Origin of the sequence: Micromonospora pallida (assembly GCF_900090325.1) — a bacterium.
GTDB lineage: Bacteria > Actinomycetota > Actinomycetes > Mycobacteriales > Micromonosporaceae > Micromonospora > Micromonospora pallida.
Map to the genome: position 1 here is coordinate 2,196,920 of NZ_FMHW01000002.1, position 12,228 is coordinate 2,209,147.

Genomic DNA, 12,228 nt, shown 5'->3' on the forward strand with positions numbered 1-12,228 from the left:
GTCCGCTCCCTTTTCGGAGGCCCGATTCATGATCACTCGTCGTCAACTCCTCGCCGGCACCGCCGCCGGCCTCGGAGTCGCGGCACTCCCGTCCATCGCGACCGCCGCGCCGGAGACCACCGGACGGCCCCGACCGAACATCGTGCTCGTACTGGTCGACGACCTCGGCTACGGCGAGCTCGGCGCGTACGGGCAGCGCGTCATCGCCACGCCGCGCCTGGACCGGCTCGCCGCCGAGGGGCTGCGCTTCACCGACGCGTACTCAGCGGCGGCGGTCTGCGCGCCCTCCCGCTCGGCGCTGCTGACCGGCCTGCACGCCGGTCACGGGCCGGTCCGCAACAATCCGGCGGGCAACCCCGAGTCGGTCGCCTTCGCCGACGGTGACACCACCTTCGCGGAGGTGCTCCGCGCCCGGGGCTACCGGACGGGGCTGTTCGGCAAGTGGGGCTTCGGTCCCGAGCGCGGCGACCAACCCAGCCACCCCAACGCCCGAGGGTTCGACGAGTTCCTGGGCTACATCACGCACGGCCACGCCCACGACTACTACCCGTCCTACCTGTGGCAGAACGGTGACCGGCTCGAACTGCCCGAGAACACCGGGTCCGACACGACCTTCGCCCCCGACCTGTTCCAGGAGCGGGCGCTCGCGTTCATCCGGGCCCACCGCGCCGAGCCGTTCCTGCTCGTGGTCACCCCGAACCTCCCACACGCCCCGAGCGACGTCCCCAGCCAGGAGCCGTACGCCGACGAGGACTGGCCGGCGGCGGACCGCGGCCACGCGGCCCAGGTCACCCGGCTCGACCGGTACGTCGGTGAGCTGGTCGACGAACTCGCCGCGCAGGGCCTGATCGAGTCCACGGTGGTCCTGTTCACCAGCGACAACGGCCCGCACGAGGAGGGCGGCTTCGACCCGGACCGGTTCGACGCGAGCGGCCCCCTCACCGGGTACAAGCGGAACCTGCACGAGGGCGGCGTCCGGATCCCGTTGCTCGCCTGGGGGCCGGGCCGGATCCAGCCCGGGGTGACCGACCGGATCACCCAGCAGACCGACCTGCTCCCCACCCTGGCCGACCTGGCCGGCGTCCCCGGACCGCGCGACATCGACGGCCGATCGTTCAGCTCGCTGCTCCAGCCGCGTCCGACGGCCGCCGCCGCGCAGCCGTACCTCTACTTCTGGCGGCTCGACAACGGCAACACCAGGCGCGCCCGCGCGGTCGACGGCGACCGCCTACCGCGCGCCGCCGAGGCGGTACGCGAAGGCAACTGGAAGGCGATCCGCTGGGCGCCGGGCCGGGACCGGACCGTGCCGGACGACCAGTGGCAGGTGGAGCTCTACGACCTGGCCGGTGACCTCGGCGAGACGACCGACCTGGCCGCCGCCCACCCCGAGGTCGCGGCCCGGCTGGTCGGCCTGCTGCGGCAGTCCTGGGTGGACGAGGTCACCCGCGAGGGTTACGGCGTCGAGTTCGACGCGCCGGACCTGCTGCTTCCCGGCGTCACCTACCAGCTCACCGCCACCCTCGCGAACGGCTCGGCGGTGCCCTGGACCGGCGCTCGGCTGGTGCTCTCCGCGCCCGAGGGGTGGTCCGTCGAGCCGGCGACCAGCCAGGGCCTCGGACGCCTCGCGCCCGGCGCCCGGGTGAGCGTCACCTGGCGGGTCCGGGTGCCGGAGACGAGCACGGCGGAGCAGTGGCTGCTGACCGTGTCGGGGTACGCCGTCGCCCGGGACGCGCCGCTCACCTTCCGCGCCGAGCGCCGCTTCACCCCGCCGCCGCCCGCGCCGACCACCGACGCGTACCTGAGCGATCTGCCCTGGCTGAGCGCGGTCAACGGTTGGGGCCCGGTGGAGCGGGACACCAGCAACGGCAAGCAGGCCGCCGACGACGGCACACCGATCTCCTTCGGCGGCACCAGCTACGCCAAGGGGCTCGGTGTGCACTCCTACTCCGAGGTCACCTACCACCTCGGCGGCCGGGTGGCCCGGTTCACCTCGGTCGTGGGAATCGACGACTTCAGCGCCCGGCAGAGCACGCGGGGCAACACGATCGCCGAGGTGTGGGCCGACGACCGGCTCGTCCACACCAGCGGTGTGCTGCGGGCGTCCACCGGCCCCGAGCCGGTGGACGTCGACGTCCGAGGGGCCCGGCTGCTGCGCCTGGTCGTGCGGGCCGCCGACGCCGGCAACGGCTTCAACCACACGTCCTGGGCGGACGCCTTCGTCCGGCTGGGCTGACCGGCCGTCCTCGCGCCCGGACCGACGTCGACGTCGGTCCGGGCGCGAGTGTGTGCGCAACGCGTGTGTGGCCTCGAACCCCGCTGCGGGGTTCGAGGCCACACGTGTGACCGAGAGGTCAGGCGGAGGTGGCGAGGCTCGGCGCGCGCCCGTGGTCCGCCACAGTAGTGGTGGGGCTGTTCGGGGCGATCCGGACGTGCACCGTGTCACCGACGGAGAGGCCGAGGGTGAGGAACTCGTTGCGGGTGAGGGTCACGGCGACGGCCTGACCGTCGGCGGTGGTGATGTCGACCCGGATCTCGAAGCCGATGCGGGTGATCCGGGTGACCTGTCCGGGCACACCGGCGGCAGTCGACTCACCGGTCTGGATCTGGAGGTCGTGCGGCCGGACCAGTTGGTCGCCGAGTTGCGTCACCGGACCGAGGAAGCGCATGACGAACTCGTTGGCCGGCTCGTCGTACAGCTGGTCGGGTGAGCCGATCTGTTCCACCCGGCCCTCGTTGATCACCACGATCTCGTCGGCGACCTCGAGCGCCTCCTCCTGGTCGTGGGTGACGAAGACGGTGGTGACGTGCACCTCGTCGTGCAGCCGGCGCAGCCAGTCCCGGAGTTCCTTGCGGACCTTCGCGTCGAGGGCGCCGAACGGCTCGTCGAGCAGCAGCACCGCCGGTTCGACGGCCAGCGCACGAGCCAGCGCCATGCGCTGGCGCTGACCGCCGGAGAGCTGCGCCGGAAGCCGGTCGGCGAACTGCTCCAGGTGCACCAGGGCGAGCAGTTCGTCGACGCGCTGGCGGATCTCGTCCTTGTCCCGCTTGCGGATCTCCAGTCCGAAGGCGACGTTGCGCCGCACCGAGAGGTGCTTGAAGGCCGCGTAGTGCTGGAACACGAATCCGACGTTGCGCTTCTGCGGCGGCAGGTTGGTCGCGTCGACGCCGTCGATCTCGACCCGTCCGGTGTCCGCGCGTTCCAGCCCGGCGATGATGCGCAGCAGCGTGGACTTGCCGCCGCCGGACGGGCCGAGCAGCGCGGTGAGCTGGCCCGCCGGGATGCTCACCGACACGTCGTCGAGCGCGACGAAGCCTCCGAACCGCTTGCCGACGTTGGCGATCTCGATACTCAACGGGATTCCTTTGGCCGAAGGGCGGACACGACGATGATGCTGGCCACCGCGACGAGGGCGAGGAGGAAGGCGGTGGCGTACGCGCCGCCCTTGTCGAAGTTCAGGTACTTCTCCTCGACCACGAGCGTGGCCGTGCGGGTCTGGCCCAGCACGTTGCCGGAGACGACCTTGACCGCCCCGAACTCGCCCAGCGACCGGGCGAGGCTCAGCACGACCCCGTAGATCACGCCCCACTTGATCGACGGCAGGGTGATCCGCCGGAACGTCTGGAGGCTGTTGGCGCCGAGGCTGCGGGCGGCCTGCTCCTGTTCGTCGCCGATCTCCTCGAGGACCGGCACGACCTCCCGGATGACCAGGGGCAGCGCCACGAACACCGTGGCCATCACCATGCCCGGCACGGCGAAGATGATCTGCATTCCCGCCGATTCGAGCGACGGCCCGAACCAGCCGGTACGACCGCTGTAGACCAGCACGAGGGCGAGGCCGACGACGATCGGGGAGACCGACAGCGGCATGTCGAGCAGGGCGTTGAGCAGCCGCTTGCCCGGGAAGTCGTACCGGACGAGCAGGATCGACACGCCGACGCCGAACACCGTGTTGACCAGCACGGCGACGAGCGCGATCACCACGGTGAGCTGCAACGCGTGGACCACGTCGGGGTCGGTGAGGATCGCGTTCAGGTCGGTGAACCCGTCCGCGAACGCGTTGCGTCCGACGAGGTAGAGCGGCCACGCGACGAGAAGGAACAGGTAGCCGACGACCAGCAGCCGCAGCACGTAACGGCCGAGGCCCCGCTCGCCGGGGCGGGTCCGGGTCGCTACGGAACGTTCAGCCACGGCGCACCACCTTCCGCTGGATCAGGTCGAGCACGACGATGACGGCGAAGGAGATGGCCAGCAGCACCACCGCGACCGCTGCCGCACTGTCCGGGTTGTCGTTCTCGATGCTGCTGAGGATGCGCACCGACGTCACCTCGGTCCGCATGGGCAGGTTGCCGGAGAGCAGGACCAGTGAGCCGTACTCGCTGACCCCCCGGGCGAAGGAGAGGGCGGCGCCCGCCGCGATGGCCGGGGTGAGGCTCGGCAGGATGATCCGCCGGAAGGTGGTGAGTCGGCTGGCGCCCAGCGACGCCGCCGCCTGCTCCACCTCCGGATCGAGTTCGGCCAGCACCGGCTGCACGGTCCGGACGACGAACGGCAGCGTCACGAACAGGAAGGCGAGGAACACGGCGCCCCGTGTGTTGGCGATGTCGATTCCCAGGGGGCTGGTCGGGCCGTACAGGGACAGCAGCACCAGCCCGGCGACGATCGTCGGCAGCGCGAAGGGAATGTCGATGAGGATCTCCAGCAGCCGCTTGCCGAAGAACCGGTCCCGTACCAGCACCCAGGCGATGAGCGTGCCCATCACGACGTTGACCAGCGTCACGAGGAACGCGGTGCCGACGGTGAGCTGGATGGCGGCCGAGGTCTGCTCGTTGGTCACCGTCTGCCAGAACCCGCCCCAGCCGCCCTGGGACGCGGTCACCACCACGGCGGCCAGCGGGATCAGCACCAGCAGGCTGAACCACAGCATCGCCACGCCGAGCCCCAGGCCGGAGGCCCGGCCCAACGGAAGGCCGGCGCGGGCCGGCCGGCGGGTGTCCGCCGGCCGGTCCGCGCCCAGTGCCGTCGAGGTCACTTGGCCTTCCCGGAAGCCGCGATGACCTTGGTGACGATGCCCGCCTTCTCGTCGAAGAACTTCTTGGACAGATCGGACCAGCTACCGAAGTCCTTCTCGACGGTGAGCAGCTTCTGCGGCGCCGGGAACGGGTTGTTCGGGTCGATCGCCCCCTCGATCCCCTTGGTGTCGACGCCGTCGATGATCGGGCGGAAGCCGGTCCGCGCGAACTGACGCTGTCCCTCGGGGCCCAGGACGAAGTCGAGCCACTCCTTCGCCTTCGGGTCCGCGTTCTTGAGCACCGCGCCCGGGTTCTCGATCAGGATGGTCGTCGCGGGCAGGACCCAGTCGAGGTCCTCGCCGTTCTGCCGGGCCAGGATCGTCTCGTTCTCGTAGGCGAGCAGGACGTCACCCGTACCGTTGATGAAGGCCGTCGTGGCGTCCCGGCCGCTGTTGGGCAGCGCCACCACGTTCGTGAAGAGCTTGTTCAGGTAGTCCTCGGCCTGCGCGTCGGTCCCGCCGTTCGCGGCGATGTGTCCCCAGGCGGCCAGCGCGTTCCAGCGGGCGGCGCCGGACGAGGCCGGGTTGGGCGTGACGATCCCGACGCCCGGCTTGATCAGGTCGTCCCAGCCCTGGATGTTCTTCGGGTTTCCCTTGCGGACGGCCAGCACGACGACCGACGACGACACGATGCCCTTGTTCGGGCCGTCGTCCCAGCTTGCGTCGACCAGGTCGGCGTCGACCAGTCGGGTCACGTCACTGCTCACGGAGAAGTGGACGTAGTCGGCCTTCAGGCCGGAGACGACCGCCCGGCTCTGGTCACCCGAGGCGCCGTACGAGGTCTGGAACCTGACCCCCTTGCCCGCGTCGGTCTTGTTCCACTCGGCGGCGATCGCCTTGTTCGCCGCCTCGGGCACCGCGTAACCGACGATGTTCAGGGTCGTCGACGCGCCCGCCGACTCCCCGCCACCCCCGCAGGCCGACAGCGCCAGCCCGGCCACGAGCGCGAGTGCGACGGCCGCCCTGCTTCTGTACTTCATGGGGAACCCATCCTCCTTCGGCGCGTCTCCGCGCCTGATTGACATGCGATGACGACTGCTCAGGACCGGCCGTGAGCAGATCGGCGAGAGTGGCGTTGTCAGCGACATCGTCGACGGCCCGACCAGGTGCACCGGGCCGATCTCCGAGCATCTCGGTATGTCCTACCTAACTTGTAGGGATAGTGGACCACGCGCGGCTTCCCGTCAAGTCCCGATCGCCGCCAACCCCAGACGCCGCGCATCTCACGATCCAGGATGCGCTTTCGCCGCCGCATTCCCTACCGCAAGGATAGGTAATGTGCCAGGGGTCAACTTCACCATCCGGCGCGCGATCGACTACCTGCTCGTGAACAGCAGCCTCTGTCCATCGCGCTCCGTCTGACGCTCGACCCCGTGCGGCCGACGCCGTCGGTGCCCGCCGGCGACGCCCTGGGTGTCGGGTGACGGACCGTCTCCACAGCTCTCTGCGCATTCGCAGGTGGAACCCAGTAGCCGCCTGCCCCAGGCCGCCCCACGCCACCGTGCCGCTCCCGCCTGCCATCCAGCAGTCCGCTCGCCCAGGAACAGATCGACGACGCGTTCGAGGGGGCCCCACGGCCCACCACATTGGACATGGAGACCACTGATGACAGGTCAACCCGACCGGAACCTGACCCGACGCGACTTCCTCGCCGCCACCGGGGCGGCCGTGGGCACGTTCGCCCTCACCACGGGGCTGGACCTGCCGGCGACCGCGGCCACCGCCGCGCCGACGACGACCGCGGTGGGCCCCCTCGTGAAGACGAAGGCACACCGGCCCTGGCTCGGACCCGACTTCTGGGCCAACCGGCTACAGGACTGGCGACTGGCGGACGGCCGCATCGAGAGCATCGCGCAGCCCGGTCCGCACCGGCTGCGGACGGTCGCGGTCCTCACCCGGGAGCTGACCGGCGCAGCCCCGACACGCCTGCGGGTGCGTACCGGAACGCTCGCCGCCGGGTCCGGATTCTCCGGTTTCCTGGTTGGAGCGGGTGGCGGTGCGCTCGACCCGCGCGCCGCCGCCCTGGTCCAGGGGCCCTCCGGTGAGGGCGGCGGGTTGCTGGCCGTCTACGGCTCGGACGGGCAGGTGGCCTTCCGTGAGCACACCGACGAGTCCCGGCCGTTCGCCTTCGCGGTGCTGCCCGCCACGGTCGACACGCCCGCCGCCCGGCCGCGAACCCTGGACGAGGACGTCGAACTGACCTTGGAGCTGACGCCTGCGGACGGCGGTGACCTGCGACTGCACCTCTACGCCCGGGACCGGCGCACCGACACGGTGCTGTCCGCCGCGACGCTGGACGGGGTGGCACCCGGCCAGGTGCGCGGGGGCTTCTCGCTGGTCGAGTCCGACGACCGGCCGGCCCAGGGGGCCCGGTTCTGGTTCAGCGACCTGCACGCGACCGGCCCCGGCGTGACCACCCATCGCGACCGGGCCCTCGGCCCGATCGTCGGCACCCTCTTCTCCGTCTCCGGCACGGTCCTCAAGCTCACCGCACAGTTGGTGCCGCTGGGCCCGGACGATCCGCGTGAGGTGACGCTCGAGATCCGCGCCGGTGGCGGGCGCTGGCGGCAGGTGGCCCGCGCCACGGTCGGCGCCGGGTACGCGGCGTCGCTACGGGTGGCGGACTGGGACACCTCCCGGGAGTGGGAGTACCGGGTGGTGTACCCCACCAGCCCCCGGGCCGAGTACGGCGGCACCGTTCCGGCCGAGCCACGCGGCCGGGAACTCGTCATCGGCACGCTCAACTGCGTCAAGGCGGCCCACCGCTCACTCACCGGATCGAGCAACGGCAACCCGCGCCTGCCCGGGGAGCAGCCGCTCGGCCTGCACACCGACCGCAACCTCTACTTCCCGTACGCGCCTCTCGCGGCCAACCTGGCCGCGCAGAACCCCGACCTGCTCGTCGTCCTCGGCGACCAGCTCTACGAGAACAGCCCGACCGCCGAGGACACCTCGCCCGTTCCCGAACTGGACTTCCTCTACAAGTACCTGCTGTGGCTCTGGTCGTTCCGGGACCTGACCCGGCGGATCCCGAGCGTCGTGCTGGTCGACGACCACGACGTCTTCCAGGGCAACATCTGGGGCCACGGCGGGGCACCCGCGCCGGGACGGGACCAGAACAAGGGCGGCTACGCCAACGAGGCCGACTGGGTGAACATGGTGCAGCGGGTGCAGAGCGGCCACGACCCGGACCCGTACGACCCGACCCCGGTGCAGCAGGGCATCAGCGTCTACTACGGCGCGTTCGCCTACGGGGGTGTCTCGTTCGCCCTGCTCGAGGACCGCAAGTTCAAGAACACCGACGCCGACCCCACCGACGGCGACCCGGTACCCGAGCGGCTCGAACTGCTGGGGGAACGGCAGGAAGCCTTCCTCGCCGCCTGGAAGTCCATGCATCCCGGCCTACCCAAGGTGGCCCTCACCCAGACCCTCTTCGCCTGCCTCCAGACCGACCCGGCCGGCGCGGCACGGCAGGACCAGGACTCCAACGGCTGGCCCCGGACCGGACGCGACCGGGCCGTGAAACTCCTGGCGGACGCGAACGCGGTGGTGCTCTCCGGCGACCAGCACCTCGGCTCGCTGGTGCGGCACGGCATCGAGGGCTTCGCCGACGGTCCCGTCCAGTTCACCAGCCCCGCCGGCAACTCGTCGTTCCAGCGGTGGTTCGAGCCGGCCGAGCCGCTGCCCAACGGCAATCAGAGCCTGCACACGGGTGACTTCACCGACGGCTTCGGGAACCGGCTGCGGGTGCTCGCGGTCGCCAATCCGAAGGTGTCGTTCGCGGAGTACCGCACCGGCTACCCCACCGGGCAGGGGCTCGGGGACCGCAGCCTCAAGCAGGAGGGCTACGGCATCCTCCGGGTGGACCCGGACCGGCGTGAGTTCGTGTTCGAGGCATGGCCGTGGGACGACGATCCGGGCGATCCCCGTACACGGCAGATCACCGGCTGGCCGGTACGCCTGCCGTTCGACCAGGCCTGACTTCCCTTTCACCTCGGAGGCGTTCCATGCACGAACCGCACCATAACCGGCTCTCCCGCCGTGGTCTCCTCGGCGGTGTCGCGGGCGCGGCCCTGGCCGGGCTCACCTCGGCTCCCGCGTTCGCGGCACCTCCGTCGGCACCGGGCCGCCGACCGCCGAACGTCGTGTTCATCTCCGTCGACGACCTCGGCTGGGACGAGCTCGGCAGCTACGGCAACACGTTCAACGAAACGCCGGTACTGGATCGGCTGGCCCGGGACGGCATGCGTTTCACCAGCGCCTACGCCGCCGCTCCGCTGTGCTCGCCGACCCGCGCCGCGCTGGTGACCGGCCAGTATCCGGCGCGTACCGGGATCACGGACTTCCTCCGGGGGAGCCTGCGGCGAGCAACAAATACCTGTCGCCGGACATCCCGACCGTGCCCGACGTCCTTCGCCCCTTCGGCTACACCACGGGACTGGTCGGCAAGTGGCACCTGACCGAGACCTACAGCGGGCCGTACGAGCAGCGTCCGGGCAACCCCTTCGCCCACGGGTTCGACGAGGTGATCGCCTCCGAGCAGAAGTACATCGGCGACGGCGACTACTTCCACCCGTACTTCTTCCTGCCGGACCTGCCGGCGCGGGAACCGGGCGAGTACCTCACCGACCGGCTGGCCGCCGAGGCCGTCGACTACATCACCCGGCACCGCGACGAGCCGTTCTTCCTCCACGTGTCCAACTACGCGGTGCACACCGCGCTGGACGGGAAACCGGACCTGGTCGCCAAGTACCGGGCCAAGCCCGGCGCTGACCAGGCCCCGAACCGGCCGGTGCTGGCCGCCATGCTGGAGAGCATCGACCAGCAGGTGGGCCGGATCGTCGCCACGCTCACCGACCTCGGCCTGGACCGCGACACCCTGCTGCTCGTCACCTCCGACAACGGCGGCCCCTACCGGGACGCGAACCAGCCGCTGCGCGGCGGCAAGGGCGAGCTGTACGAGGGCGGCATCCGGGTCCCGCTGATCGCGTACTGGCCCGGCACGGTGGCACCCGGACAGCAGAACGCCACCCCGACCAGCACCATCGACGTGCTCCCGACCGTGCTAGACCTCGCCGGCGGCGACCCGGGCGGACGGTTCGACGGCGTGAGCATCGCTCCGGTGCTCACCGGCACCGGCGAGTTGGACCGGGGCCCGCTGTTCTGGGTCTACCCGCACTTCATCGGCCGGACCCACCCGCATGCCGCCGTCCGGGCCGGCCAGTTCAAGCTGGTGCAGTACCTGCGGGACGGACGCAGCGAGCTCTACCACCTGGTCCGCGACCCGGCGGAGACCACCGACCTGTCCGCGCAGTACCCGCAGAAGGCCCGACAACTGCGGGCACTGCTGGAGGCGCACATCGCCGAAACCGGCATCTTCCCCGCGCGGCCGACCCCCGAGCACTACCCGACGGTGGAGCTGGCGGAGTCGTTCGACACCGATCTGCGGCGGTGGGACGTCCTGCCGGTGACCGCGTACGCCGCCCCGGCCGCCGTCGAGGGTGGCCGACTCGCGGTGACGTCGAACCGGTTGACGCACCTGGTGTTCCGTTCCGACGTCGCCCCGAGCTCCGACCGGGTGGCGGTCGTGCTCGACACCGGCACCTTCGCCGAGGCCGGCAGCCAGGACACCGTCTTCGTCGGTCTCGCCAAGGACGCCGGGAACTACCTGCTGTTCCGCTACCACAACGGGCTGCACCGGGCCGGCTGGGACCTGCGCGTCAACGGCGCTCTGATCACCGCCGGCGCCGAACCGTTGGACAACCTGGACGGCACCGTGGACCTGACCGGCCCGGACGCCCGGTACGCGTTCGTGCTCCGCGGTCACCAGGCGACGGCGTACGTCGACCAGGGCAGCGGATGGGAGTTCCTGTTCACCGCCGACACCGGCGGCGCCATCGACTTCAGCGACCCGGCCGTCCGCGCCCAGTACCGGTACGCGGCGAGCGTCCGCCTCGACAACGGCACCATCACCCTCGACGGTCTCACCGCCCGCCGAGCCTGACCGAACCGGCCGATCCGCAGAGGCGTACCTCTGCGGATCGGCCGTAGCGGTTCACTTCGCGGCGGTGACGACCGGCCGTACGCGTTCCTCTGTCTCGGCCCAGTACTGTTCGAGCTCCTTGCTGGTGCGGTAGCTCAGCTCGTAGCCGGACGCGGGCAGCTTGTCGACGAAGGCCGGCGACGACGACGCCTCCTTCAGCGCCTTCTCCAGGACCGCGACGACGTCGGCGGGCACGCCGGCGGGCGCGGAGATGTTCAGGGTCCCCGGCGAGACCACCTCGTACCCCTGCGCGGCCAGGGTGGGCACCTGCGGGATGAGGGTGCTGGGCTGCGCGGTGGCCGTGCCGAGGATCCGGACGTCACCAGCCTTGTGTTGGCTGAGAACGCTGTTGACGCTGCCGACGAGGACGTCGATCTGACCGCCCAGCAGCGCGGTCAGCTTGTCCGACGCCCCGCCCCGAACGTGACGATGTTCAGGTCGACGTTGGCGGCCTCTTCCAGACCGGCGGCGGCCAGGTAGTCGTCGCTGGCGACACTGCCACCGCTGCCGACGTTGACGCTGCCCGGGCTCTGCTGACTCTTCGTGACCATGTCTTCGATGTCCTGGAGCGGGCTGTCCTTCCGGACGGCGAAGACCGTCGGGCTGAGCGCGATGCCGGCAAGCGGGGTGAACGACTCGCGCTTGTACACGGTCTTCCGGGCCGGGTCGAGGTAGGTCAGCACCGAGGGCAGGTTCGTGAACGTCAGGGTGTACCCGTCGGGTTTCTCCGACACCACCCGGGTCAGGCCGGTCTGGCCGCCAGCGCCGGGCAGGTTACGGATCGTGACGTTGGTGCCGAGGGACTTCTCCAGTTCGGGGCCGAGCAGGCGGGCCAGCACGTCGGTGATGCCGCCAGCGTCGAAGGGGACGACCAGGGTGACGGTCTTGCCCTTGGCGGGGAAGGCGGCCTCGCCGCCGCTCGTGTTCGCGGACCCGCAACCGCTGACGGTTCCGGCCACCAGGGCTGCGGTCATCGCCAAAGCGGCGGTGACGGAGATGCGCATGAGGGTGCTCCTGGGCTGTGGTGGTGGTATGGGGGTGGGATGCCTGAGGGCATGACGGGACGGCGGCTGGGTGGCGCTGCCGAGCTGGTCTTCCGCGGCAGGTCAATGTTGC

General features: G+C 70.9%; 10 protein-coding genes. 4 read left to right on the plus strand and 6 right to left on the minus strand.

What is annotated here, in order from left to right:
• The first annotated feature begins 28 nt into the window (after positions 1-28).
• Positions 29-2,233 (plus strand): sulfatase family protein, encoded by a 2,205-nt coding sequence (locus tag GA0074692_RS09595; protein WP_091642003.1) that lies wholly within the window; start codon positions 29-31, stop codon positions 2,231-2,233.
• 118 nt (positions 2,234-2,351) lie between these two features.
• On the opposite strand, the gene GA0074692_RS09600 is transcribed toward GA0074692_RS09595, so the two are convergent.
• The 4 genes from GA0074692_RS09600 to GA0074692_RS09615 are packed head-to-tail and all read right to left on the minus strand — an operon-like array spanning position 2,352 to position 6,049.
• Entirely contained in the window at positions 2,352-3,353 is a 1,002-nt protein-coding gene (locus GA0074692_RS09600) for a sulfate/molybdate ABC transporter ATP-binding protein (protein WP_091642006.1), read from the minus strand.
• Complete coding sequence (locus GA0074692_RS09605; protein ID WP_091642009.1) at positions 3,350-4,189, minus strand: sulfate ABC transporter permease; 840 nt, start codon at positions 4,187-4,189, stop codon at positions 3,350-3,352. The genes GA0074692_RS09600 and GA0074692_RS09605 overlap by 4 nt, the downstream gene beginning before the upstream one ends.
• Positions 4,182-5,030: a sulfate ABC transporter permease subunit CysT gene (gene cysT / locus GA0074692_RS09610; RefSeq protein WP_091642012.1), complete on the minus strand. Its 849-nt coding sequence runs from the start codon at positions 5,028-5,030 to the stop codon at positions 4,182-4,184. The genes GA0074692_RS09605 and cysT overlap by 8 nt, the downstream gene beginning before the upstream one ends.
• Complete coding sequence (locus GA0074692_RS09615; RefSeq protein WP_091642015.1) at positions 5,027-6,049, minus strand: sulfate ABC transporter substrate-binding protein; 1,023 nt, start codon at positions 6,047-6,049, stop codon at positions 5,027-5,029. Before GA0074692_RS09615 ends, cysT begins: the two co-directional genes overlap by 4 nt.
• Positions 6,050-6,674: 625 nt before the next feature.
• On the opposite strand from GA0074692_RS09615, the gene GA0074692_RS09620 reads away from it, so the two are divergent.
• Genes GA0074692_RS09620 through GA0074692_RS09625 form a run of 3 tightly spaced genes read left to right on the plus strand, consistent with a single transcriptional unit; the run spans position 6,675 to position 11,073 of the window.
• The gene (locus GA0074692_RS09620; protein WP_091642018.1) at positions 6,675-9,050 is read left to right on the plus strand and encodes an alkaline phosphatase D family protein; all 2,376 of its coding nucleotides are present in this window, start codon (positions 6,675-6,677) and stop codon (positions 9,048-9,050) included.
• Positions 9,051-9,076: 26 nt separating this feature from the next.
• Complete coding sequence (locus GA0074692_RS36440; RefSeq protein ID WP_218106607.1) at positions 9,077-9,529, plus strand: sulfatase-like hydrolase/transferase; 453 nt, start codon at positions 9,077-9,079, stop codon at positions 9,527-9,529.
• The gene (locus GA0074692_RS09625) at positions 9,469-11,073 is read left to right on the plus strand and encodes a sulfatase-like hydrolase/transferase (protein ID WP_218106608.1); all 1,605 of its coding nucleotides are present in this window, start codon (positions 9,469-9,471) and stop codon (positions 11,071-11,073) included. The genes GA0074692_RS36440 and GA0074692_RS09625 overlap by 61 nt, the downstream gene beginning before the upstream one ends.
• 51 nt (positions 11,074-11,124) lie before the next feature.
• Here GA0074692_RS09625 and GA0074692_RS36445 read toward each other — a convergent pair whose 3' ends face one another.
• The gene (locus GA0074692_RS36445; protein ID WP_091642023.1) at positions 11,125-11,511 is read right to left on the minus strand and encodes a tripartite tricarboxylate transporter substrate-binding protein; all 387 of its coding nucleotides are present in this window, start codon (positions 11,509-11,511) and stop codon (positions 11,125-11,127) included.
• Positions 11,508-12,116, minus strand: coding sequence for a tripartite tricarboxylate transporter substrate-binding protein (locus GA0074692_RS36450; protein ID WP_091642027.1), 609 nt, complete (start codon positions 12,114-12,116; stop codon positions 11,508-11,510). Before GA0074692_RS36450 ends, GA0074692_RS36445 begins: the two co-directional genes overlap by 4 nt.
• Positions 12,117-12,228 lie beyond the last annotated feature (112 nt).

Excerpts from the sequence above, each read along its gene's own strand:
- GA0074692_RS09595 (WP_091642003.1), top strand. The coding sequence starts at position 29 with ATGATCACTCGTCGTCAACTCCTCGCCGGCACCGCCGCCGGCCTCGGA.
- GA0074692_RS36450 (WP_091642027.1), bottom strand. The coding sequence starts at position 12,116 with ATGCGCATCTCCGTCACCGCCGCTTTGGCGATGACCGCAGCCCTGGTG.
- GA0074692_RS36440 (WP_218106607.1), top strand. The coding sequence starts at position 9,077 with ATGCACGAACCGCACCATAACCGGCTCTCCCGCCGTGGTCTCCTCGGC.
- GA0074692_RS09615 (WP_091642015.1), bottom strand. The coding sequence starts at position 6,049 with ATGAAGTACAGAAGCAGGGCGGCCGTCGCACTCGCGCTCGTGGCCGGG.
- GA0074692_RS09620 (WP_091642018.1), top strand. The coding sequence starts at position 6,675 with ATGACAGGTCAACCCGACCGGAACCTGACCCGACGCGACTTCCTCGCC.